Source organism: Micromonospora salmantinae (assembly GCF_022230905.1).
Classification (GTDB): Bacteria; Actinomycetota; Actinomycetes; order Mycobacteriales; family Micromonosporaceae; genus Micromonospora; species Micromonospora salmantinae.
In genome coordinates, this window is record NZ_JAKKFG010000040.1 from 153,198 (window position 1) to 175,906 (window position 22,709).

The 22,709-nt window shown below is 71.9% G+C and carries 21 protein-coding genes; 14 read left to right on the plus strand and 7 right to left on the minus strand.

Annotated elements, in window-relative coordinates:
* Positions 1-75: 75 nt before the first annotated feature.
* From PSH03_RS23530 to PSH03_RS23545, 4 genes are all read left to right on the plus strand, one after another.
* The gene (locus PSH03_RS23530; RefSeq protein WP_238690433.1) at positions 76-972 is read left to right on the plus strand and encodes a septum formation family protein; all 897 of its coding nucleotides are present in this window, start codon (positions 76-78) and stop codon (positions 970-972) included.
* Positions 973-1,080: 108 nt separating this feature from the next.
* Positions 1,081-2,778 carry an L-aspartate oxidase gene (locus tag PSH03_RS23535; RefSeq protein WP_210780826.1) on the plus strand — a complete coding sequence of 566 codons (1,698 nt, stop codon included), beginning with the start codon at positions 1,081-1,083 and terminating at the stop codon, positions 2,776-2,778.
* The gene (gene nadC, locus PSH03_RS23540) at positions 2,775-3,671 is read left to right on the plus strand and encodes a carboxylating nicotinate-nucleotide diphosphorylase (RefSeq protein ID WP_238690434.1); all 897 of its coding nucleotides are present in this window, start codon (positions 2,775-2,777) and stop codon (positions 3,669-3,671) included. Before PSH03_RS23535 ends, nadC begins: the two co-directional genes overlap by 4 nt.
* Positions 3,672-3,688: 17 nt before the next feature.
* Positions 3,689-4,447 (plus strand): type III pantothenate kinase, encoded by a 759-nt coding sequence (locus tag PSH03_RS23545; protein ID WP_091403191.1) that lies wholly within the window; start codon positions 3,689-3,691, stop codon positions 4,445-4,447.
* A 35-nt stretch (positions 4,448-4,482) separates the two neighbouring features.
* On the opposite strand, the gene PSH03_RS23550 is transcribed toward PSH03_RS23545, so the two are convergent.
* Positions 4,483-4,950, minus strand: coding sequence for a class I SAM-dependent methyltransferase (locus tag PSH03_RS23550; RefSeq protein WP_238690435.1), 468 nt, complete (start codon positions 4,948-4,950; stop codon positions 4,483-4,485).
* Between the two features lie 360 nt (positions 4,951-5,310).
* On the opposite strand from PSH03_RS23550, the gene lysS reads away from it, so the two are divergent.
* From lysS to PSH03_RS23565, 3 genes are all read left to right on the plus strand, one after another.
* Entirely contained in the window at positions 5,311-6,819 is a 1,509-nt protein-coding gene (gene lysS / locus PSH03_RS23555) for a lysine--tRNA ligase (RefSeq protein ID WP_210780829.1), read from the plus strand.
* A 112-nt stretch (positions 6,820-6,931) separates the two neighbouring features.
* Positions 6,932-7,276, plus strand: coding sequence for a histone-like nucleoid-structuring protein Lsr2 (locus tag PSH03_RS23560; RefSeq protein WP_036392792.1), 345 nt, complete (start codon positions 6,932-6,934; stop codon positions 7,274-7,276).
* 514 nt (positions 7,277-7,790) lie between these two features.
* Positions 7,791-10,334: an ATP-dependent Clp protease ATP-binding subunit gene (locus PSH03_RS23565; RefSeq protein WP_203125971.1), complete on the plus strand. Its 2,544-nt coding sequence runs from the start codon at positions 7,791-7,793 to the stop codon at positions 10,332-10,334.
* A 250-nt stretch (positions 10,335-10,584) separates the two neighbouring features.
* Here PSH03_RS23565 and PSH03_RS23570 read toward each other — a convergent pair whose 3' ends face one another.
* A complete protein-coding gene (locus PSH03_RS23570) occupies positions 10,585-11,496 on the minus strand; it encodes an iron-sulfur binding domain-containing protein (protein WP_210780830.1) in 912 nt (303 codons plus the stop codon).
* Positions 11,497-11,592: 96 nt separating this feature from the next.
* Here PSH03_RS23570 and PSH03_RS23575 point away from each other — a divergent pair, with 96 nt between their 5' ends.
* The 3 genes from PSH03_RS23575 (at position 11,593) to PSH03_RS23585 (ending at position 13,497) form a co-directional block, all read left to right on the plus strand.
* Positions 11,593-12,105: a glycine cleavage system transcriptional repressor gene (locus tag PSH03_RS23575; RefSeq protein WP_210780831.1), complete on the plus strand. Its 513-nt coding sequence runs from the start codon at positions 11,593-11,595 to the stop codon at positions 12,103-12,105.
* Positions 12,102-12,674 carry a peptide deformylase gene (locus tag PSH03_RS23580; protein ID WP_210780832.1) on the plus strand — a complete coding sequence of 191 codons (573 nt, stop codon included), beginning with the start codon at positions 12,102-12,104 and terminating at the stop codon, positions 12,672-12,674. The genes PSH03_RS23575 and PSH03_RS23580 overlap by 4 nt, the downstream gene beginning before the upstream one ends.
* Positions 12,675-12,780: 106 nt before the next feature.
* Positions 12,781-13,497 (plus strand): hypothetical protein, encoded by a 717-nt coding sequence (locus tag PSH03_RS23585; RefSeq protein WP_238690436.1) that lies wholly within the window; start codon positions 12,781-12,783, stop codon positions 13,495-13,497.
* A 6-nt stretch (positions 13,498-13,503) separates the two neighbouring features.
* Here the strand turns inward: PSH03_RS23585 and disA are convergent, their stop codons facing one another.
* From disA to PSH03_RS23605, 4 genes are all read right to left on the minus strand, one after another.
* A complete protein-coding gene (gene disA, locus PSH03_RS23590) occupies positions 13,504-14,688 on the minus strand; it encodes a DNA integrity scanning diadenylate cyclase DisA (protein WP_030327921.1) in 1,185 nt (394 codons plus the stop codon).
* 131 nt (positions 14,689-14,819) lie between these two features.
* Positions 14,820-16,277, minus strand: coding sequence for a DNA repair protein RadA (radA, locus tag PSH03_RS23595; protein ID WP_210780834.1), 1,458 nt, complete (start codon positions 16,275-16,277; stop codon positions 14,820-14,822).
* An 85-nt stretch (positions 16,278-16,362) separates the two neighbouring features.
* Entirely contained in the window at positions 16,363-17,142 is a 780-nt protein-coding gene (locus PSH03_RS23600) for a hypothetical protein (RefSeq protein WP_238690437.1), read from the minus strand.
* Between the two features lie 139 nt (positions 17,143-17,281).
* Positions 17,282-18,121 (minus strand): UbiA family prenyltransferase, encoded by an 840-nt coding sequence (locus PSH03_RS23605; RefSeq protein ID WP_372494851.1) that lies wholly within the window; start codon positions 18,119-18,121, stop codon positions 17,282-17,284.
* 46 nt (positions 18,122-18,167) lie between these two features.
* On the opposite strand from PSH03_RS23605, the gene PSH03_RS23610 reads away from it, so the two are divergent.
* The 4 genes from PSH03_RS23610 (at position 18,168) to PSH03_RS23625 (ending at position 21,967) form a co-directional block, all read left to right on the plus strand.
* Positions 18,168-18,941: a class I SAM-dependent methyltransferase gene (locus tag PSH03_RS23610; RefSeq protein WP_210780837.1), complete on the plus strand. Its 774-nt coding sequence runs from the start codon at positions 18,168-18,170 to the stop codon at positions 18,939-18,941.
* 40 nt (positions 18,942-18,981) lie between these two features.
* Complete coding sequence (locus tag PSH03_RS23615) at positions 18,982-20,148, plus strand: acyl-CoA dehydrogenase family protein (RefSeq protein WP_210780838.1); 1,167 nt, start codon at positions 18,982-18,984, stop codon at positions 20,146-20,148.
* Between the two features lie 85 nt (positions 20,149-20,233).
* Positions 20,234-21,292: a type III polyketide synthase gene (locus PSH03_RS23620; protein ID WP_372494846.1), complete on the plus strand. Its 1,059-nt coding sequence runs from the start codon at positions 20,234-20,236 to the stop codon at positions 21,290-21,292.
* A gap of 24 nt (positions 21,293-21,316) precedes the next feature.
* Positions 21,317-21,967, plus strand: coding sequence for a hypothetical protein (locus PSH03_RS23625; RefSeq protein ID WP_238690439.1), 651 nt, complete (start codon positions 21,317-21,319; stop codon positions 21,965-21,967).
* Between the two features lie 9 nt (positions 21,968-21,976).
* Here PSH03_RS23625 and PSH03_RS23630 read toward each other — a convergent pair whose 3' ends face one another.
* Positions 21,977-22,669 carry a hypothetical protein gene (locus PSH03_RS23630; RefSeq protein ID WP_238690440.1) on the minus strand — a complete coding sequence of 231 codons (693 nt, stop codon included), beginning with the start codon at positions 22,667-22,669 and terminating at the stop codon, positions 21,977-21,979.
* Positions 22,670-22,709: the final 40 nt, after the last annotated feature.

A 22,709-nucleotide genomic window follows, 5' to 3' on the forward strand; every position in this document is an offset into this window, starting at 1 on the left:
TCTGTCACCAGAAGGTCATTTCCGGTTACCCTGGGCACGCTGGCGGAAGCCGGTCGGTGGCTGGGGGAGGCCGCGATGCGCCGTGCCATGACGACCCTGTTCGCCGCTGCCGTGACGGCAGTGCTGCTGGTGGGCTGTGCCGGGTCCGGCGGCCTGGACGGTGATCTGACCGACGACTGGGCGGCGTTGCCGGCACCGTCGGCGTTCACCCCGGCCGCCGGTGTGTGTCACACCGCCGACTTCACCGATCTGGTCAGCCTGGCCAGCTATGAGCCGGTGGACTGCGCCGGGCCGCACCGCCTGGAGACCGTGCACGTCGGGGCGTTCCCGGCCGAGCGGACGGCCGCTCCGGCGGGTGGTTCGGCCGAGTTGCGGGGTGCGTTCGCCGAGTGCGACACCCGGGCGACCGGCTACGTGGGTGACGACTGGCGGTCCGGCCGGCTGCGGCTGTCAGTGGCGCTGCCCAACGGGCCGGGGTGGGCGGCGGGTTCCCGGTGGTTCCGCTGCGACCTCACAGAGCTGACCACTGTCGAGGCGGCAGCCACGGTGGTGGTCCGGTCGGGCAGTCTGCGGGACGCGTTGAAGGGCCCCACCGGGCTGCGCCTCGGTTGCCAGCAGACCCGCGGTGGCGCCGGCCGGGGTGTGCAGACGCTGACCCCGGTGGAGTGCGGCACACAGCACGACGCCGAGTTCGTCGGGGTGTGGCGCGCACCGGACCTGGCGTACCCGACCCGGGACGCCGACTGGCTGCCGCTCTACACGGGTTGTCGTAGCGTCCTGGCCCGGTACGCGGGCGTACCGGACGACACCAAGCTGCGCTTCCGCAGCGGTGTGGTGGTCCGCCCGCCGGGGGCGGGGCGCTGGAAGGTCGGTGATCGCGGCGTCCGCTGCTACCTGTGGCTCAGCGACCGTACGGTTGCCGCCTCGCTGAAGGGCGCGGGCCCGGCTGGTCTGCCGGTCCGGACGAAGTGACCACGGCCTGACGGTCGGCGCGGCGTGGCGCGCGCCGGACGGGGTCGCCCAAAACACTCGTCCCGCCCCCGCCGCCCCGGGCGAGGATGGTTCGGGTTGACTGGGGGGATGGACCTCCCGACCGTCGACCTGCCTGCCCTACCCGCGCTGCTGGCCGCGCCCGCGCCCGGCTGGGTGGAGACCACCGACGTGATCGTGGTGGGTTCCGGCGTGGCCGGGTTGACCGCAGCGCTGCACCTGCGTGAGGCCGGTCTGCACGTCACTGTGGTCACCAAGGTCAACATTGACGACGGCTCGACCCGGTGGGCGCAGGGCGGCATCGCCGCCGTGCTCGACCCGGCCGACACCCCGGCGGCGCATGCCCGGGACACCGAGGTCGCCGGGGTCGGGCTGTGCGACCCGGCGGCGGTCCGGGTGCTGGTCGAGGAGGGTCCGACCCGGCTCCGTGAGCTGATGCGGATCGGCGCCGAGTTCGATCGGCACCCGGACGGCTCGCTGATGCTGACCCGTGAGGGCGGGCACCGGGCGGACCGGATCGTGCACGCCGGCGGCGACGCCACCGGCGCGGAGGTGCAGCGGGCCCTGCACGCCGCTGTGCAGCGCGACCCGTGGATCCGGCTGGTCGAGCACGCCCTCGTGCTGGATCTCCTGCGCGCGCCCGGCGACGGTCCGGACGGGCTCGGCCCGGCCTGCGGGATCACCCTGCACGTGTTGGGTGAGGGCAGCGAGGACGGCGTCGGCGCGCTGCTGGCCCGTGCCGTGGTGCTCGCCACCGGCGGCATGGGGCAGATCTTCTCGGCCACCACCAACCCGGCGGTCTCCACCGGGGACGGGGTGGCGCTGGCGCTGCGGGCCGGCGCGGCCGTGACCGACGTGGAGTTCGTCCAGTTCCACCCGACTGCCCTGATCACCCCGTCCGGCGCGGGGGTGCCCGGGGCGGGGCACGCGCAGCAGCCGCTGGTCTCGGAGGCGTTGCGCGGCGAGGGCGCGTACCTGGTGGACGCGGACGGCAAGAGGTTCATGGTGGGCCAGCACGAGTTGGCTGAGCTGGCACCCCGGGACGTGGTGGCCAAGGGCATCCACCGGGTGCTGCTGGCCACCGGCGCGGACCACGTCTTCCTCGACGCGCGGCACCTGGGCGGCGACTTCCTGGCCGGCCGGTTCCCCACCATCGTGGCGTCCTGCCTGGCGATCGGCGTGGACCCGGCGACCGATCTGATCCCGGTGGCGCCGGCCGCCCACTACGCCTCCGGCGGGGTCCGCACCGATCTGCGCGGCCGTACCTCCATCCCCGGCCTGTACGCCTGCGGCGAGGTCGCCTGCACCGGCGTGCACGGCGCGAACCGGCTGGCCAGCAACTCGCTGCTGGAGGGTCTGGTCTTCTCCCGGCGGATCGCCGAGGACATCGCGGCCGGCCTGCCCGAGCAGGCCCAGCCGGCGGGGACCGGTGCCTGGCGTGGCGGGACGGGCTGGGTGCTGCCCGCGGAGGTGACACCGACCCTGCAACGGGCGATGACCCGGGGGGCCGGGGTGCTCCGATCCGCGGCGACGCTGGCCGGAACGGCCGGGACGTTGACCGAGCTGGGCGTTGCCCGGGGCCGGCCGAGGACCGCCGACTGGGAGGCGACGAACCTGCTCACCGTGGCGTCGACGCTGGTTGCCGCCGCGTACGCCCGTGGTGAGACCCGGGGCTGCCACTGGCGGGAGGACTTCCCGACGGCCGACGAACGGTGGCTGGGCCATCTGGTCGGGGCGGTCGGGGCGCAGGGCCGGGTGACGCAACAGTGGGAGGGGACATCGTCATGACGGAGTCGACGGAGACGGCGTTGCGGGCGGCCGGGTTGGATCCGGCGCACGTACGGCAGGTGATCGAGGGCGCGCTGGTCGAGGATCTGGGCCCGGATTTCCTGGACGTCACGAGCGTGGCCACCATTCCGGCGGAACAGACCGACACCGCCGACCTGGTGGCCCGCGCGGACGGGGTGTTGGCCGGGATGGCGGTGGCCGCCGCCGTGTTCGAGCTGGTGGGCGAGGTGACTGGCTTCGGTCGTACCGTCGAGGTGTCGGTGCTGGCCCGCGACGGTGAGCGGGTGGCCCGCGGCGACGTGCTGGCGACGGTGACCGGCCCGACCCGGCTGCTGTTGACGGCCGAGCGGACGGCACTCAACCTGCTCTGCCGGATGTCCGGGGTGGCCACCCACACCCGCGCGTGGGCGGACGCGCTGGCCGGCTCGAAGGCGATGGTGCTGGACACCCGCAAGACGACGCCGGGCCTGCGGGCGCTGGAGAAGTACGCGGTGCGGGCCGGCGGTGGCACCAACAAGCGGATGGGCCTCTACGACGTGGCCATGATCAAGGACAACCACAAGCTGGCGGCCGGGGGGATCACTGCTGCCTACCGGCGGGTCCGGGAGGCGTTCCCGGAGGTGCCGGTGCAGGTCGAGGTGACCACCGTCGACGAGGCGGTGGAGGCGGTGGAGGCCGGTGCGGACTTCCTGCTGTGCGACAACATGACGCCGGAGGTGCTGGCCGGGGCGGTGGCCGCGGTGGGTGACCGGGCGGAGTTGGAGGCGACCGGCGGGCTGACCCTGGAGGTGGCCGGCCGGTACGCGGCCACCGGCGTGGACTTCCTCTCGGTGGGCGCGCTGACGCACTCGTCGCCGATCCTGGACATCGCGCTGGACCTGCGCACCGACTAGTTGTCTAGGCTGCGTGCGTGCTGCTCTGCATCGACATCGGAAACACCAACACCGTGCTGGCGACCTTCGACGGCGACAAGCTGGTGCACTCCTGGCGGATCAAGACCGATGCCCGCTCGACGGCGGACGAGCTGGGCCTGATGTTCCGGGGTCTGCTCGCCGGGGACAACGTCGAGATCACCGGTGTGGCCGCCTGCTCCACGGTGCCGGCCGCGCTGCGGTCGCTGCGCACCATGCTCAGTCGTTACTACGCCGACCTGCCGAGCGTCGTGGTAGAGCCGGGCGTGCGGACCGGGGTGCAGTTGGCGATCGACAACCCGAAGGAGGTCGGCGCCGACCGGGTGGTGAACACCCTGGCCGCGTACACCCTCTACGGCGGCCCGTCGATCGTGGTGGACTTCGGCACCACCACCAACTTCGACGTGATCAGCGAGCGCGGTGAGTTCCTCGGCGGCGCGTTCGCCCCGGGCATCGAGATCTCCTTCGACGCGCTGGCCGCCCGGGCCGCGCAGCTGCGCAAGGTCGAGGCCACCAAGCCCCGCTCGGTGATCGGCAAGAACACGGTGGAGTGCCTCCAGGCCGGCCTGTACTTCGGCTTCGCCGGGCAGGTGGACCGGATCGTCGAGCGGATGACCGAGGAGTTGGGCGAGGTGCGGGCGGTGATCGCCACCGGCGGCCTCGCCTCCCTGGTGATCAACGAGTGTCGCAGCATCACCCACCACGAGCCGATGATCACGCTGATCGGTCTGCGGATGGTCTACGACCGCAACCTGTGACCCCGGCCGCCGTCGGGGCGGCCTTCGTGCGGGCGTCAGTGCCGTCGGGCGCGCAGCACCAGCGTCCGGTACGGCAGTTCGATGGTGTCTCGGCCAGCCAGGGCAGGGTGGGTGTTCAGGAGTGCTGTCAGTTCGCGCTCGACCCGCCGCTGATCGTCGGTGGAGGCGGTGAGCCAGTACGAGCGGGTGCGGACCATGCCGAGCACCTCGTCCGGCGTGAGCGTGGTGCGGTGCGTGAACTCGCGCTTCTCGACGGCGTCGAACGCGGGGCCGAAGTCGGGGCGCTCGCCGAAGACCTGGCTGGTCGACTTGTCCCCGAAGTGGGCGATGCGACCCAGCTCGGTCACCCAGTCGACGCTGCCGTCCCGGATGTTCCAGATGGGGGCGAAGGTGCCGCCGGGGCGGAGCACCCGGGCGATCTCGGCGTGCGCGGGCTCCCGGTCGAACCAGTGGTACGCCGTCCCGACCAGCACCGTGTCCACCGCCGAGTCGGGCAGCGGCATGGCCTCGGCGCTGCCCGCCAGGCCGTCGTGCCCGGGGTGCTGGCGGCGAGCTGCGCCCGCATCCCCGGATCGGGCTCGACCGGTACGACAGTGTGACCCAGTGCCAGCACAGCGCGGGTCAGGATGCCGGTGCCCGCCGCGAGGTCGACCACCCGGGCTTCGCTCAGCCCGTCGAGTGCCCAACGGACCGCAGCCTCGGGATAACGTGGCCGAAACCGGTCGTAATCACTCGCGGCGGCACCGAACGACAGGGCGTGAGTGTGATCGGCCATGACGGGCAGGTTATCCCGTAACGACCTCCGGACCGCTTGAGTACGCTCGGGCCTGACCCCCTGTATCTCCGTGACGAGGAAGCGTGCCGTGACCGAGCAGAACCCCGTGCCAGTGGACCCCGCCGATGACCTTCCCGAGCAGATGAAGGTCCGCCGGGAGAAGCGGGACCGGATGCTCGCCGAGGGCGTCGAGCCCTACCCGGTCGGCTTTCCCCGCACCACCACCCTGGCGCAGGTCCGGGCGGCCTACGCCGACCTGCCGACCGACACCGCGACCGGCGACCAGGTAGCGGTCACCGGCCGGGTGATCTTCGTACGCAACACGGGCAAGCTCTGCTTCGCCACCCTCCGGGACGGTGACGGCACCGAGTTGCAGGCGATGCTCTCCCTGGACCGGGTCGGGCCGGAGCGGCTGGAGGCGTGGAAGCGCCTCGTCGACCTCGGCGACCACGTCGGCGTGACCGGTGAGGTGATCACCAGCCGCCGGGGTGAGCTGTCGGTGTTGGCCCAGCAGTGGGAGATGACCGCCAAGGCGCTACGGCCATTGCCGGTGGCCCACAAGCCCCTCTCCGAGGAGGCGCGCGTCCGGCAGCGTTACGTCGACCTGATTGTCCGGCCGCAGGCACGGGAGATGGTGCGCACCCGGGCCGCCGCGGTACGCAGTCTGCGCGATTCACTGCACGGGCAGGGCTTCATCGAGGTGGAAACGCCGATGTTGCAACTGCTGCATGGCGGCGCGGCGGCCCGACCGTTCGTGACCCACAGCAATGCGTTGAACACCGATCTGTATCTGCGAATCGCTCCGGAACTGTTTCTCAAGCGCGCTGTGGTCGGCGGCGTCGACCGCGTCTTCGAGATCAACCGCAACTTCCGTAATGAGGGTGTCGACTCTTCGCACTCGCCGGAGTTCGCGATGCTGGAGACGTACCAGGCGTACGGCGACTACGACACGATGGCCGAGATGACCCGCAATCTCGTGCAACAGGCGGCGATCGCGGTGAGCGGCTCGACGGTGGTGACCCACGCCGACGGGCGCGAGTTCGACCTGGGCGGCGAGTGGCGGTCCGTGACGTTGTTCGGTGTGCTTTCCGAGGCGCTGGGCGAAGAGGTCACCGTCCGCACCGAACGCTCCCGCCTGGTGGAGTACGCGGACAAGGTGGGATTGGCCGTGGACCCGAAGTGGGGCCCGGGCAAGCTGGCCGAGGAGTTGTTCGAGGAACTGGTCGTTCCCGGCCTGCAGGCGCCCACCTTCGTACGGGACTACCCGGAGGAGACGAGCCCGCTCACCCGGGCGCACCGCAGCGAGCCGGGGCTGGCCGAGAAGTGGGACCTCTACGTGCTCGGCTTCGAGCTGGGCACCGCGTACTCCGAGCTTGTCGACCCGATCGTGCAGCGGGAACGGCTGGTCGCCCAGGCGCAGTTGGCCGCCCGTGGCGACGACGAGGCGATGCGTCTCGACGAGGACTTTCTTCGGGCGATGGAGTATGGAATGCCGCCGGCCGGCGGTATGGGAATGGGAATCGACCGGCTCTTGATGGCCCTGACCGGCCTCGGAATTCGGGAAACGATCCTCTTCCCGTTGGTCCGCCAGGAGTAGTCCCGTCCGGGCGTACGCCGAGCCGTAACCGGGTCCTATTGACGCGACGAGCGGCGCGCGGGTTATTGTGCTCTCGTTAGCAGGAGCACCCTGCTCGAAAGGAATGTGGGACGTGGCCAAGCAGATCATTCACAAGCTGGTCGATGACCTGGACGGCGGGGACGCGGACGAGACCGTCAAGTTCGCCCTCGACGGCGTTCAGTACGAGATCGACCTGTCGAGCGCCAACGCCGCGAAATTGCGCGATGCATTTGCGTCGTACGTGGGCGCCGGCACCAAGGTTGGCCGGGGCGGTGTCGTGATCGGTGGGCGAGCTGCCCGCGGTCGGGGTGGCGCGACCGCCGATCGGGAACAGAACAAGGCGATCCGGGAGTGGGCCAAGAAGGCCGGCAAGGACATCTCGGACCGGGGTCGTATCCCGCAGGAGATCGTGGACGAGTTCCACGCGAAGCGCTGATCCGTCAGCAGCCTGGTGGTCAGCCGCCACCGCAGGCGACACCGACGCCGGGCCGGAGGAGTTCTCCGGGCCGGCGTCGCCATATCCGGGTGGCGTCGCCGTGCCCGTTCATGGCCGGGAAGCATTCCGGGCCGACCGACGTTGTCCACAACCAGTGGAACAGCTATCCACAGCCTGTGGACAACCTTCCCCAGGGGCCGGGCGCGGCACTCGTCGCGACCGCCGGTCCGCCCTCCGGGGCTTCCCGGAGCGCTCCCGGACCCCGGATCGGGCTTCCGTCGAGCCAGTCGGATTTCGCTCTGCGCGTAGCGACAGGGCTACCGGAACACCTCCTGAGCGCGGACGGTTGTTCAAAACGACGTGGAACCGACCCAGAGCAGAGACACACGACCTCAGCTGAGTCGGTCAACGACGATAGAGTAAGGAGGCACGGACGCCCGTCCTGGACGTTCGTGCACCGGCCCCGCCAAGATCTTGACCATCAAGGCGCACGGCACGTGAGGAGCACGAGGGCATGTTCGAGCGGTTCACCGACCGAGCGCGACGGGTTGTCGTCCTGGCCCAAGAAGAGGCCCGGATGCTCAACCACAACTACATCGGTACGGAACACATCCTGCTGGGCCTGATCCACGAAGGTGAAGGCGTCGCGGCAAAGGCCCTGGAGAGCCTCGGCATCTCCCTGGAGGGCGTCCGCCAGCAGGTCGAGGAGATCATCGGCCAGGGCCAGCAGGCGCCGAGCGGGCACATCCCGTTCACGCCGCGGGCCAAGAAGGTGCTGGAGCTGTCGCTGCGCGAGGCGCTGCAGCTCGGCCACAACTACATCGGCACGGAGCACATCCTGCTCGGGCTGATCCGTGAGGGCGAGGGCGTCGCCGCCCAGGTGCTGGTCAAGCTCGGCGCCGACCTCAACCGGGTCCGCCAGCAGGTGATCCAGCTGCTCTCCGGCTACCAGGGCAAGGAGCCTGCCGCGGCGGGCGCCGCGCCGGGTGAGGCCGCGCCGTCGACCAGCCTGGTGCTGGACCAGTTCGGCCGCAACCTGACTCAGGCCGCCCGCGAGGGCAAGCTCGACCCGGTCATCGGGCGCGAGAAGGAAATCGAGCGGGTCATGCAGGTGCTCTCCCGCCGTACCAAGAACAACCCGGTCCTGATCGGTGAGCCCGGCGTCGGCAAGACCGCCGTGGTGGAGGGCCTGTCCCAGAAGATCATCAAGGGCGAGGTGCCCGAGACCCTCAAGGACAAGCAGCTCTACACGCTCGACCTGGGCGCGCTCGTCGCCGGTTCCCGCTACCGCGGCGACTTCGAGGAGCGCCTCAAGAAGGTGCTCAAGGAGATCCGCACCCGCGGCGACATCATCCTGTTCATCGACGAGATCCACACCCTGGTGGGTGCGGGTGCCGCCGAGGGCGCGATCGACGCCGCGAGCATCCTCAAGCCGATGCTGGCCCGTGGTGAGCTGCAGACCATCGGTGCCACCACGCTCGACGAGTACCGCAAGCACCTGGAGAAGGACGCCGCTCTCGAGCGCCGCTTCCAGCCGATCCAGGTGGGTGAGCCGTCGCTGGCCCACACCATCGAGATCCTCAAGGGCCTGCGGGACCGCTACGAGGCTCACCACCGCGTCTCGATCACGGATGCCGCTCTCGTGGCTGCCGCGACCCTGGCCGACCGGTACATCTCCGACCGCTTCCTCCCGGACAAGGCGATCGACCTGATCGACGAGGCCGGTGCCCGGATGCGGATCCGTCGGATGACCGCGCCGCCAGACCTGCGTGACTTCGACGAGCGCATCGCCCAGGTGCGTCGCGACAAGGAGTCCGCGATCGACGCGCAGGACTTCGAGCGCGCCGCCCAGCTGCGCGACAAGGAGAAGCAGCTCCTCGGCCAGAAGGCTCAGCGGGAGAAGGAGTGGAAGGCCGGTGACCTGGACGTCGTCAGCGAGGTTGACGACGAGCAGATCGCCGAGGTGCTCGGCAACTGGACCGGCATCCCGGTCTACAAGCTGACCGAGGAGGAGACCTCGCGCCTGCTGCGCATGGAGGACGAGCTGCACAAGCGCGTCATCGGCCAGGAGGACGCGGTCAAGGCGGTCTCGAAGGCGATCCGGCGTACCCGGGCCGGCCTGAAGGACCCGAAGCGCCCGTCGGGCTCGTTCATCTTCGCCGGGCCGTCCGGTGTCGGTAAGACCGAGCTGTCCAAGGCGCTCGCCGAGTTCCTCTTCGGCAGCGAGGACTCCCTCATCCAGCTGGACATGTCCGAGTTCCACGACCGTTACACGGTCTCCCGGCTCGTGGGTGCCCCTCCCGGCTACGTCGGCTACGACGAGGGCGGGCAGCTGACCGAGAAGGTGCGGCGGCGGCCGTTCTCGGTGGTCCTCTTCGACGAGATCGAGAAGGCCCACCCGGACGTGTTCAACACGCTCCTGCAGATCCTCGAAGACGGTCGGCTCACCGACGGTCAGGGTCGGATCGTGGACTTCAAGAACACGGTCATCATCCTGACCACCAACCTGGGCACCCGTGACGTCGCCAAGGCGGTGTCGCTGGGCTTCCAGCAGTCGGAGGACTCCGAGTCCAACTACGACCGGATGAAGCAGAAGGTCAACGACGAGCTCAAGCAGCACTTCCGGCCTGAGTTCCTCAACCGGATCGACGACACCATCGTCTTCCACCAGCTGCGCCAGACCGAGATCCTCTCGATCGTGGACATCATGATCCAGCGGATCGAGGGCCAGCTGCGGAACAAGGACATGGGTCTGGAGCTGACCGACAACGCCAAGAAGTACCTGGCCGCGAAGGGCTTCGATCCGGTGCTCGGTGCCCGTCCGCTTCGTCGCACGATCCAGCGCGACATCGAGGACAACCTCTCCGAGCGGATCCTGTTCAACGAGCTGACCCCGGGTCAGATCGTCGTGGTGGACTGCGAGGGCGACCCGGACGACATCGACAAGTCCAAGCTCGTTTTCCGGGGCTCGGACAAGCCGGTCGAAGTTCCGGACGCCGTCCCGGCCGATCTCGGTGGCACTGCCGCTGGCACCGCCGCCGCAGGCGTGGACGAGTAACACAACCAGCAAGGGGCGGGGCCCCGGTGGCGCAAGCCACCGGGGCCCCGCCTTGTTGCGTCCCTCTCACATCACCCCGCCGCCGCCGCCCGCGCTCGCCCGCCCACTCGCAAGATCGCGCAACATCCTGGTTGTAGTGGCATCCGGCGCGGCCGACACCACTCCATTCAGGATCGAGCACGATCTTGAGGTGGAAGGCGCCGATTGCCGGCCCACGGGGCCGGCGCGCAGGATGCGCCGGGTGGGCGGGTCAGGTGGTGAGATCCGCGGTTGGCAGGGACGGGCCGTCACCGACCAGGCGGAACGATTCGTCGCCGGCGGGTTCGACCAGCCCGTCCTGCACCAGCCCGGCGAGAGCGCGGGCGCGCTGCACGTCGTCGGTCCAGACCTGGTCCAACCGCTGGTGTGGGACCGGGCCGGTGCTGTCCCGGAGCACTCCGAGCAACAGACCGCGGACCTGTCGGTCGGTGCCCGCGTACCGCTGGGGTCGGCGGGTCGGCCCGGCCGGCGCCTCCTGGCCGGACGCCCGCCAGGCGCAGACCGACTCGACGGGGCAGGCGGTGCAGCGCGGCGACCGGGCTGTGCAGATCACCGCGCCCAGTTCCATGAACGCGGCGCTGGCCAGTGCCGCTGCGGCCGGTTCGGTCGGAAGCAGTTCCTCGGTGGCGACCAGGTCCGCTGGTCGGGTGACGGGCCCCGCGTCCGGTTCGCCGGCCACCGCCCGGCACACGACTCTGCGTACGTTGGTGTCGACGACCGGGTGCCGCTGCCCGTACGCGAAGGCGGCAACCGCCCGCGCGGTGTACGTGCCGACGCCGGGCAGAGCGAGCAGTTGCTCCAGCCGGTCCGGCACCTGGCCGCCGTGCCGGTCCACGATCGCGACAGCGCACTCACGCAGGCGGACCGCCCGACGGGGGTAGCCGAGGCGTCCCCACATCCGGATCGCCTCGGCTGGCGTGTCCGCCGCCAACGCGGCCGGCTCCGGCCAGCGGGCCAGCCACGCCTGCCAGGCCGGCACCACCCGGACCACTGGTGTCTGCTGGAGCATGACCTCACTGACCAGGATGGCCCACGGGGTGACGCCGGGCTCGCGCCACGGTAGGTCACGGGCGTGCTGCTGGAACCAGCGGCTGACCACTGTGGCGAAGTCGGGTTGAGTCATGGCGTCGTCGATGATGTCACGCCCGGCGTTCCCGTTGGGTGGGCGGCTCGGGCGGGGTGCCACGTCCTCGTTCGGTGGACGGGGGAGAATGCGCGGATGAACGAGCTCGCGATCACCGTCATCGGTCGGGACCGGCCGGGCATCGTTGCCGACGTCGCGGAGGTGCTGGCCCGACTGGGCGCGAACCTCACCGACAGCACGATGACGCGGCTGCGGGGGCATTTCGCGATGACCCTCATCTGCACCGGCCCGGCCGCCGCCGAGGTCGAGGCCGCACTGGCGTCGCTGGCCGCCGAGGGCCAGCTGCTGGCGACGGTACGCGCGGTCACCCCGGACGGTGATGTTCCTCCGGCTGGTGAGCCGTACGTGATGGCGGTGCACGGTTCGGACCGGATGGGCATCGTCGCGGCGATGACGCGGGTGCTGGTGGACGCCGGAGGGAATGTCACCGACCTGAGTACCCGGTTGACCGGTGCGCTCTACGTGGTCCTGGCGGAGGTCGAGTTGCCGGCCGGTGTTGCGGACGCTGTGCTCGACCGGCTGCACCGGACGGCTGCCGAGCTGGGCGTGGAGGTCACCCTCCGGCCGGCGGATCCGGATCTGTTGTGACCGGCGAGGAGCGCGAGCCGGACGTCGGCCTGGGTGACTGGACACCGGAGTCGCTGGACGTGCCGGGCGAGGTGCGGGCGGTGGTGTCCGCCCCGCATCCGGTGCTGAGTCGGGGCGCGGACGAGGTCGACCCCACGGCAAAGGAGACGGTCCAGCTCGCGGCCGACCTGATAGCCACGATGAAGGTCTCGCCGGGCTGCGTCGGGTTGGCCGCGCCGCAGGTCGGGGTGGGCGCCCGGGTCTTCGCCGTCGACGTGACCGGGCACCCGAAGGCGGTGACGACGCACGGCACCTTCGTGTTGTGCAACGCGCGCGTGGTGGAGGCGACGCGGTGGAAGCCGGGCCGGGAGGGCTGCATGTCGGTGCCGGACCTGACCGGGGACGTGAAGCGGGCCAGCCGGCTGGTGGTGGAGGGTGACCTGCCGGGCAGCGGCGTGCCGGTCCGGCTGGTGACCGACGGCTTCGAGGCTCGGGCGTTGCAGCACGAGATCGACCACTGTGCGGGGCTACTCTTCCTGGACCGGGTGGCCGGTGCGCACGCGGTCTATCAGCGCAAGGTCTACCTGTGATCGGGTGCCTGACCGTCCTCAATGGAGGGTCGTGCGGGCGCCCCGCAGTGGCTCCGGCGCGTCGCGCCGCACTGCCGGGTACGGCGCGGCTACGGTGGAGGGCATCATGCGTCTGACGGTCGGCCCCCTGCCACCCGCCGTGTACTGGCGGCGTCGCGCCGTCGTACTCGGAGCGGGGTTCCTGTTCCTGATTGTCCTGCTCTACTCCTGCACCGGTTCGGGTCGCTCCGGCGACAAGGAGCCCAAGGCGGGAGGTTCGCCGTCGGCGACGTCCGCTGCGACGTCCGGTCCCACTGGGCCGGTGCTGACGCCGCAGACCGGCGGTCCGTCGTCGTCCGCGTCCGCTGATTCGGGTGCGACGAGTCCGAGCCCGGCGATCACCAGCAACACACCGCCGCTGGGCGCGGCGGCCGGTTCGGAGGACGACGGCACCTGCACCAACGAGGAGATCAGCGTGGTCTCGTCGGCGAGCCCGACCTCGGTGCAGCGGGGCGCGGTGGTCGAGCTGCAGTTGAGGATCAAGAACACGTCGGACCGGACGTGCAGCCGCAACGTCGGCGCCGACCTTCAGGAGATCTTCATCAAGTCCGGGGCCGAGAAGGTCTGGTCGTCGGACACCTGCGGCAAGGTCGAGGGCTCGGACGTGCAGTCATTCACGCCGAACTTCGAGCGCTCCTACCAGGTGCCGTGGAACGGGCGGGACACCAGCCGCTGTGACGGCGCGCTGGCCGCCGGGCCGTTCCCGCCGGTCGGGTCGTACCAGGTGTTCGCTCGGGTCGGCACGAAGCTCAGCGACCCGGTGAAGCTCACCGTCACCGGCTGAGCCGGGTCAGACGTAGCGTTCCAGAATGGATGCCTCGGCGAGCCGGGACAGCCCCTCACGGACGCCACGGGCCCGGGCGTCGCCGACCCCTTCCACGGCTTGCAGGTCCTCCACTGTCGCGCCGAGCAGACGCTGGAGGCTGCCGAAGTGCAGCACCAGGCGATCGACCACCGCCACCGGCAGCCGGGGCACCTTGGCCAGCAGTCGGAAGCCGCGCGGGCTGACCGCGGCGTCGAGCGCGTCGGACGCGGCCGGGTAGCCGATCGCCTTGGCCACCGACACCAGGTCGATCAGCTCGGTGGCACCGAGCAGGTCCAGCTCGACGAGAGCCTCGTCCAGCGTGCGTGACTTACGGCCGACGGGGAGGTAGTCCCGGATGACCAGCGTGCGGTCGGCGTCCACGCCGGCCATCAGCTCGTCGAGTTGCAGGGCGAGCAGGCGGCCGTCGGTGCCAAGCTCCACCACGTAGCCGGCGATCTCGTCGGCGATCCGGCGAACCATCTCCAGTCGCTGCACCACGGCCACCGCGTCCCGCACGGTGACCAGATCCTCGATCTCCAGGGCGGAGAGCGTGCCGGAGACCTCGTCCAACCGGAGCTTGTAGCGCTCCAGGGTGGCGAGCGCCTGGTTGGCGCGGGAGAGGATGGCCGCCGAGTCGTCGAGCACGTGCCGTTGGCCGTTGACGTAAAGGCTGATGATCCGCATCGACTGGCTGACCGAGATGACCGGATAGCCGGTCTGGCGGGCCACCCGCTCGGCGGTGCGGTGCCGGGTGCCGGACTCTTCGGTCGGGATGGACGGGTCGGGCATCAGGTGCACTGCCGCCCGGACGATCCTGGTGCCGTCGCTGGAGAGCACGACAGCGCCGTCCATCTTGCACAGCTCGCGCACGCGCGTCGCGGAGAACTCCACGTCCAGCGGGAAGCCGCCGGTGCAGAGGCCCTCGACCACCTTGTCGTAGCCGAGCACGATGAGCGCGCCCGTGCGGCCCCGCAGGATGCGCTCCAGGCCGTCGCGCAAGGCGGTGCCCGGGGCCATCAGGGCGAGATTGGCCCGTAGCGGATCTCCGGCGCTCCCGGCGGCTCCCGCAGTCACGCTCACGCTGATCGGGCGGGCGGGCGAGCCCACGGCGCCGGTGCGGGCCTGGGGCGGCGCGCCGGCTGGCTTGGTGGTATCGCGGTCGATCGGCACGGGCACAGTCTACGGACTGCCGTGCGGTGGGTGCTGTCGTGGTTACTGTGATGTGTCACGATGCCGCCCTTTCCACCGTTTCCCGCTTGCGACGTGCTGTCCAGTTTCGCCGCCCTCGTCGGCACGGTGGGTCACTCGGCGGACGCGCGGGCCGCATGGTGCAGGGCCGAACGGACGTCGGTGACCTCGGTCACCCGCATCTGCTCGGGGCCTGCGCCGGTGCTGGCCGGGCCGCAGCCGGGCGGCACCAGGGCCACCTTGAACCCCAGCCGGGCGGCCTCGGCCAGCCGGCGCGGCACCGCCCCGACCCGGCGCACCTCGCCGGTCAGCCCCACCTCACCGATCGCCACCAGGTGCGGCGCGATCGCCAGGTTGAGCCCGCCGGAGGCGACCGCCAGGGCCACCGCCAGGTCGGCGGCCGGCTCCACCACCCGGATCCCGCCCACTGTGGCGGCGAAGACCTCCCGGTCGTGCAACGTCAGCCGCTCGGTGCGCCGTTGCAGCACCGCGAGCACCATCGCCAGTCGCGCCGAGTCGAGGCCGGAGACGGTGCGTCGGGGAGAACCCGCCACTGTCGCGCCGATCAGCGCCTGCACCTCGGTGACCAGGGCACGACGCCCCTCCATGGCCACCGTCACGCAGGTGCCCGGGACCGGTTCCGCGTAGCGGGTCAGGAACAGCCCGGACGGGTCCGCCAGGCTGCTGATGCCGCCCTCGTGCATCTCGAAGCAGCCGACCTCGTCGGCCGCGCCGAACCTGTTCTTCACGCCGCGCACCAGGCGCAGCGACGAGTGCTTGTCGCCCTCGAAGTGCAGCACCACGTCGACCAGGTGCTCCAGCACCCGAGGCCCGGCCACCTGGCCGTCCTTGGTGACGTGCCCGACCAGCACTGTGGCGATGCCCCGCTCCTTGGCCACCGAGACCAGCGCGGCGGTGACCGCGCGGACCTGGGTCACCCCACCGGGCACCCCCTCGGTGCCGGTGGTCGAGATGGTCTGTACCGAGTCGAGCACCAACAGGCCCGGCTTGACCGCGTCCAGGTGACCGAGCACCGAGGCGAGGTCGCTCTCCGCGGCGAGGTAGAGCTGCTCGTGCAGGGTGCCCATCCGCTCGGCGCGCAGGCGCACCTGACTGACCGACTCTTCGCCGCTGACCACCAGCGAGGGGGTGCCGGCGCCGACCGCCCACTGCTGCGCCACATCCAGCAGGAGGGTCGACTTGCCCACGCCGGGCTCGCCGGCGAGCAACACCACGCCACCCGGGACCAGGCCCCCGCCGAGCACCCGGTCGAGCTCGCTCACCCCGGTGGGCACGGCGCGGGCCGGAGCGGCGCTGATGGTGGCGATCGGTCGGGCCGGCTCGGACGGCATCCGGGAGCTGACCACCCGACCGGAGACGGTCGGGCCGGTCACCGTGTGCTCGACCACCGCCCCCCACTCGCCGCACTCCGGGCAGCGCCCCACCCACTTGGGCGGCTGGTGCCCGCAGGCGTCGCACTGGTAGGCCGGACGCGGCTCGCGGGCGGCGGACCGACCACGGGCGGCACCGGCCGTGCCGCCACGCGGAGGGGTCGATCGGGAGGTGGTCACATCAGGACGCTAGCCCTCCCGTACGACGAAAACACCCCGGCGTGGTGGTCACCACGCCGGGGCGTTTGTCGATGTGCGGGTCGGGTCACTCGTGGGTGGTGCCGCCCTCGTTGCCCTCGTAGCCACCCTCGCGCTCGATGATCGGCGACGGAGGGGCCGCCGGGGTGAGCGGAACCGCGACCGGCGCCTGCCCGGTGACCGTGTTGCCGTTGCCGAAGTCGAAGGTCACGACGACGTTCTGGCCGGAGCGCAGCGCCTCGGTCAGGCCGATCAGCCGGAGCTGCGTGGTGGCCTCGGAGTTGAACTGGATGTAGCTCAGCGGCGCCAGCTCGATCCGGGCCGGCTGGCCCGGGGCGGAGGGGCTGGCCGAACCGGACGCCCGCGCCGACTCCGGGGCGGACGGGGTGGCCGACGACGATCCGGTCTCGGAGGGCGTCACCGACGGGCTCGGCGAGCCGGACGTCGAGTTCGACGGGCTGGCCGAACCGGACGGCGACGGGCTCATGGAGGCGGACTCCGAGGCGGACGGCGACGGGCTCGCCGAGCCGCCGCTGATCACCACCTCGCGGGCGCTCTCCGTGGTGACGGTGACAGTCACCGTCTCCTTGGAGTCGTTGTAGATCACAGCGCCGAGCCCCGCGTCCTGCCCGGCCTGGTAACCCTCGGTGCCCGGGAAGTCCACGAGCAGGCCCCGCACCGAGAAGGAACCGTTGCTGGTGGTGAGGCTGACGCCCTGGACCGACGGCTCCTTCAACGCGGTCTCGGCGATCTGACCGGTGCCGCATCCGGAAGCCAGCAGACTGGCCGCCGCAATCCCGGACAGCAACAGGGCCGCCCGCCGGGATCCCCTGATCGAGCGCGTCACGTCGGTCCTCCTCGTCACAATCCCACCCGGGCCGTACGCCGGGCACGGTGGCCATACCCGCGCAGACCGCGCTCCAGGGTAGTTGGGACTGATCGAGGCCCGCACGCGGACCCGGCAATGCCACCTGCCCGGGTGGCGTTCACACCACCCGACCGCTCGCCACCAGCAGAACCACGTCGATGAGGGCCACCAGCATCACCGCCCGGAAGGCCGCCACCGGCCGCCGGCCGGCCCGGATCGCCGAGCGCCCGGCGTACCAGCTCAGCGGCGGCACCACGGCGGCCGTGCCGACCGCCGCCCAGCCGACCGCCGACGGCGGCCCGGGTGGTCCGAGGACCAGTGTCGCGGTCGCCGCGAGGAGGAGACCCGCCGCGGCCACCCGGCTGCCGGCGGCGCCCAGCCGGTGGGGCAGGCCGCGCACGCCGGTGCGGGCGTCGTCGGCCAGGTCGGGCAGCACGTTGGCGAAGTGCGCGCCGGCGCCCAGACAGGCTGCCGCCGCCACCAGCCAGACCGGCGGGGCCGGCTGACCGGGCAGCGCCAGCACCACGAAGGCGGGCAACGCGCCGAACGACACGGCGTAGGGCAGCACCGAGAACGCGGTGGCCTTGAGCGGCCAGTCGTAGAGCAGGGCGGAGACCAGGGCGAGCGTCAGCCAGAACGCCGCCACCGGGTTCGTGGTCAGCGCCAGCAGCGGGCAGGCCACCGCGGCCGCCGCGGCGGCCCAGGCCGTGACGCGTCGACCGACCGCGCCACTGGCGACCGGTTTGTCGGTACGCCCCACAGTGGCGTCCCGCTCGGCGTCCAGCGCGTCGTTGGTCCAGCCGACGGCGAGCTGGCTGGCCAGCACGGCGAGCACCACCGAGACGATTCCGGCCGGCCGGTGGCCCACTCCCCAGGCCAGCAGACCGGCCACCGTGGTCACCGCCGCGGCCGGTTCCGGATGGCTTGCTCTGACCAGCCCTAACACCCTCGACGACATAACGGAAGTCTGGTCGTTACCGAGCAGTCGTGCCACGCTCGGTTCCATGCGAGACGTGGCTGCGGCCGGGGCGCCCACCGGTCCGAGGGTGCTGCCGCGAAACGATCCGCGTCAGTACGACGATCTGGCCGGTGAGTGGTGGCGGCCGGATGGAGCGTTCGCGATGCTGCACTGGCTGGCCGAGGCCCGGGCCGCGCTGGTGCCGCCGGCCACCCGTCCGGGCGCGGTGCTTGTCGATCTGGGTTGCGGCGCCGGCCTGCTCGCGCCGCACCTCGCCGGCAAGGGCTACCGCCACGTCGGGGTGGATCTGACCCGCTCGGCGCTCGTCCAGGCGGCCGAGCACGGGGTGCGGGTGGTCCAGGGTGATGCCACAGCGGTGCCGCTGCCCGACGGCTGCGCCGACGTGGTCTCGGCGGGTGAGTTGCTGGAGCACGTGCCGGCCTGGCCGCGCGCCGTGGCCGAGGCGTGTCGGCTGCTGCGCCCGGGTGGCGTGCTGGTGCTGGACACCCTCAACGACACGGCGCTGGCCCGGCTCGTCGCGGTCCGGATCGCCGAGCGGCTGCCGACGGTGCCCCGAGGCATCCACGATCCGCGGTTGTTCGTGGACTCCCGGGCGCTGGTCGCCGAGTGTGCCCGACACGGTGTCGATCTGAGCCTGCGGGGCATCCGTCCGCAGTTCGGCGGCATGCTCGCCTGGCTGCTGCGCCGCGTCCGCGCGAGCCGAACGGCCGGTGCGGTGCCCGCCGGCCGCGCCCCGCGCATCGTGCCGACCCGGTCCACCGCCGTGCTGTACCAGGGCCGGGGGGTCCGCAAAGGATAGTCGGGCCGTGGCGGGGTATGGAACGCCGAGGAGGAACGAGATGACGGTGCACGCGCTTGAGGCAGCACGCCGGTTGGCGCCGCGGTTCGCCGCGCGGGCGGCCGAGCACGACCGGGACGGTTCCTTCCCCGTGGACGACTTCGCCGACCTGCGCGAGGCCGGCCTGTTCGGGCTGATGGTGCCCCGGGCGCTCGGCGGTCTGGGCGCCACCTTCGCCGAGTACGCAGCGGTGGCCACTGAGCTTGCCCGGGGCAACGGTGCGACAGCCCTGGTGTTCAACATGCACGCCTCCGTGACCGGCGCGCTGGGCGCGGTCACCGAGGAGTTGGCCGAGGCGCTTGGCGTACCCGACGAGGCGCTGGCCGCCCGCGACCGGCTGCTCAGCGCGGCGGCGCAGGGCTCCTGGTACGCGGTCGCGATGAGCGAGCGTGGCGCGGGCGCGCGGCTGTCCCAGCTGACCACGGCGTACGAGCCGACCGACGGGGGCTGGCATCTCAAGGGCAGCAAGACGTTCTGCTCCGGCGCCGGGCACGCGGACGGTTACCTGGTGGCGGCGCGCAGCTCGGCCGACCAGTCGGTGGTCTCACAGTTCCTGGTGCCGGCCGGCGACGGGCTGACAGTGGAGCCGACCTGGGACTCGCTCGGCATGCGCGCCACCTCCTCCCACGACCTGCACCTGGACGTCACAGTGCCCGCCGATCGGCTGCTCGGTGGGGTGGAGGGGCTCGCGCTGGTGGTCGCCCAGTTGATGCCGCACTGGTTGGTGGCCAGCTACGCGGCCGTCTACGTGGGGGTCGCCCGTGCGGCGATCGACGCGGCGGCCGAGCACCTCAACGCCCGCAACCTGTCCGGTCTGCCGGCGGTGCGGGCCCGGCTGGGTCGGGCGGACGCGGCGACGGCCGCCGCGCAGTTGGTGGTGGCCGAGGCGGCCCGCCGGGTGGACGAGGCGCCCGGTGACGAGGAGACCAACCGTTGGGTGTGGCGGGCGAAGCTGCTCGCCGGCACCACTGCCGCCGAGGTGGCGGCGTCGGTGCTGGAGGCGGCGGGCACCTCGGCGACCCGCCGTGGACATCCGCTGGAGCGGCTCTACCGCGACGCCCGCTGCGGCTCGCTGCACCCGGCCACGTCGGACGTCTGCGCCGACTGGCTCGGCATCGCCGCGCTGGGCGGCGACCCGGATCGTGACGGATCGGCACCGCGTTGGTGAGCCCGCCGCACCGGGCTCGCACGGAGGAACGACCAGCCGAGGTGGCTGGTGGGACGGCCAGGGGGAGGACAGCATCTGACGAGAGGTGGGGATCGTGTTCGTACCAGTGATCGCGGGGCTCGGGACAGCGCAGCCGCCGTCCGCTTCGCAGGACGAGTTGTGGGAGGGTTTCTTCTCCCGGCACTTCTCCGGCACCACCCGGTCGTTGGCCCAGCGAATCTTCGCCAACTCGGGGGTGACCCGGCGGCAGGCCGCTGTCAATCCGCTGCTGGAGGACGTCTCGGACTGGCCGACCGAGCGTCGGATGCGCCGCTACCAGGTGGAGGCGCTGCCGCTGGGCAAGGAGGCGGTGGGTAGGGCGTTGACTGCCGCCGGGCTGAGCGCCGGCGACATCGGGCTGTTCATCGTCTGCTCCTGCACCGGGTACGCCACCCCGGGGCTGGACATCCTGCTCGCCCGGGACCTGGGCATGGCCGCGGACACCCAGCGGATGTTCATCGGCCACATGGGCTGTTACGCGGCGTTGCCGGGGCTCGGCGCGGCGAGTGACTTCGTCACCGCGCGGGGGCGACCGGCGCTGCTGCTCTGCGCGGAGCTGACCAGCCTGCACATCCAGCCGTCCAGCGCCCGGGTGGACACCCAGCAGATCGTCTCCCACGCGCTCTTCTCGGACGCCGCGGTCGCCGCCGTGGTCGTGCCGGGCGGCTCGGGGTACGCGGTGCGCGAGGTCACCGCCGTCACCGACACCTCGACCGCCGACCACATGACCTGGGACGTCACCGACGCCGGGTTCCGGATGGGGTTGTCGCCCAAGGTGCCGCAGGTGCTGTCGAGGCACGTTCGAGGGCTGGTCGACGATCTGTTGGCCCGGCACGGCGTCACCAGCTCCGAGGTGGACGGTTGGGCGGTGCACCCGGGCGGGCCGCGGATCCTCAACGTGGTGGAGCGGGAGTTGGCGCTGCCCCCGCTGGGGCTGGCGGCGTCCCGGGCGACGCTGGACGAGCACGGCAACTGCTCGTCGCCGACCGTGTTGCTGATCCTGGACCGGTTGGGTCGGGCGACACCGGCGGCTCGGCGCATCGTCATGCTGGCCTTCGGCCCCGGCCTCACCCTGTACGCCGCCCTGCTCGATCGACAGGACTGAGGCTCCGGCCGGTACGCTCACGGGGTGGATGCGACGGCGGACGACCGGCTGCGCTCGGTGGTGCTGTTCGGCGCGGCGGTGGCCGTCCTGGTCGTCGGCGGCTGGTGGTGGCGTGCCGCCGCGCCCACGTCGACGGCAGGGACGGCTGTCCCTTCGGCGGCGGCGGTGCCATCCGTCGGGCCGAGCGTCAGCACCCCGCTGGAACGTCTCCTCGCGGCTGAGGAGCCCGATGAGCGGTTGACGGTGCGGATGGACCCGAACACCGGCGAGGTCCTCCGGGTGCGACGCGGCCCGCTGGCCGTGGTCGACCCGGCGACGGGCTCGATCACCGACATCGAGGGCGACCCCGGGGTGCTCTTCTCCGGGGGTGACCTGCCCCCGTTCCAGGAGACGATCTGGCGGGAGCAGCGGGGCCTCGCCCCTGGCCAGGAAGTGACCCGGCAGGCCGGCAACCACGGTGCGCGCTACCTGCTCCAGTACCGGTGCACGCGCCCGGGCACGATGGTCGTGACGAGCACCGGGGCCGGAATCGTCGGCCGGCCGCGCATCGACTGCGACGGCATGATCGCCAATGCCGAGGTGCTGCCCGGTGGCGGGCCGTTCCAGGTGTCGCTGTCGGCCGTCGACCGGCCCATCGACATCGAGGCGCAGCTCGTCGCCCTGCCCCCTCGCTAGCAGGGCCGCTCAGGCGGCAAGGGCGCTCAGGTCGCTCCGGTAGGACTCGATCGTGCCCAGGTCGGGTAGCACCCGGGTCACCGTGCCGGCCCGGTCGACCAGCAGGGCTGTCGCGGTGCCGGGGCGGGCCGGCTGGCCCAGGAACGAACGCAGGCCTCCGGCGGGGTCGGCCAGGGCGCGAGGCTGCCGCTCGATCGTGGGCCCGGCTGGGGCCGTCCGCCCGCCGGTGACGGTGACCACGGAGACGCCGGCGGGCGCGACCGCCAGGGCGTCGGTGACCCGGTCCGGGCAGGGGCAGCCGTCCAACAGAATGATCATGGCGGGTAGCAGGCCGCGCAGTGGCACGGGTGCGTCGTCCGCGTCGACCAGGTCCAGTGCGGGCAGCGGCCGGCCGACGAGGGTCGCGGGTGGCGCGTAGGGGGCCGGAGTGGGCCGGTCGGCACCGCGGTTGGCGCGGGGCCAGGTGACCACCAGCAGGCCGGCCAGCGTGGTGAGGACCGCCACCAGCAGGACCGCCAGCGGCAGACTCAGGGCCCGGTGACCGCCCGGGAGGTCACTGGCCCGGCGCAGCTCACGGCGGACCTGAGCGGCCTCGGCGGCCAGCGCGGAGGCGTCGTCGGGAACCACCACGCGGCCCCATTCGGGCGGTAGGCCGGGCAGGCCGTCGGCTGGCCCGTGACCCTCTGCGTCCGGCTTGCCCATCGGACCTCCTGGAAGCGTCTCGAGAGCGGAGTGCGGCTCG

Bases quoted from the DNA above. Each gene is read 5' to 3' on its own strand.
- PSH03_RS23605 (WP_372494851.1), bottom strand. From the start codon at position 18,121: ATGTCGTCGAGGGTGTTAGGGCTGGTCAGAGCAAGCCATCCGGAACCG.
- PSH03_RS23585 (WP_238690436.1), top strand. From the start codon at position 12,781: ATGCGTCTGACGGTCGGCCCCCTGCCACCCGCCGTGTACTGGCGGCGT.
- PSH03_RS23630 (WP_238690440.1), bottom strand. From the start codon at position 22,669: ATGGGCAAGCCGGACGCAGAGGGTCACGGGCCAGCCGACGGCCTGCCC.
- PSH03_RS23615 (WP_210780838.1), top strand. From the start codon at position 18,982: ATGACGGTGCACGCGCTTGAGGCAGCACGCCGGTTGGCGCCGCGGTTC.
- PSH03_RS23575 (WP_210780831.1), top strand. From the start codon at position 11,593: ATGAACGAGCTCGCGATCACCGTCATCGGTCGGGACCGGCCGGGCATC.
- PSH03_RS23565 (WP_203125971.1), top strand. From the start codon at position 7,791: ATGTTCGAGCGGTTCACCGACCGAGCGCGACGGGTTGTCGTCCTGGCC.
- PSH03_RS23535 (WP_210780826.1), top strand. From the start codon at position 1,081: ATGGACCTCCCGACCGTCGACCTGCCTGCCCTACCCGCGCTGCTGGCC.
- nadC (WP_238690434.1), top strand. From the start codon at position 2,775: ATGACGGAGTCGACGGAGACGGCGTTGCGGGCGGCCGGGTTGGATCCG.
- PSH03_RS23570 (WP_210780830.1), bottom strand. From the start codon at position 11,496: ATGACTCAACCCGACTTCGCCACAGTGGTCAGCCGCTGGTTCCAGCAG.
- PSH03_RS23550 (WP_238690435.1), bottom strand. From the start codon at position 4,950: ATGCCGCTGCCCGACTCGGCGGTGGACACGGTGCTGGTCGGGACGGCG.
- PSH03_RS23530 (WP_238690433.1), top strand. From the start codon at position 76: ATGCGCCGTGCCATGACGACCCTGTTCGCCGCTGCCGTGACGGCAGTG.
- PSH03_RS23610 (WP_210780837.1), top strand. From the start codon at position 18,168: ATGCGAGACGTGGCTGCGGCCGGGGCGCCCACCGGTCCGAGGGTGCTG.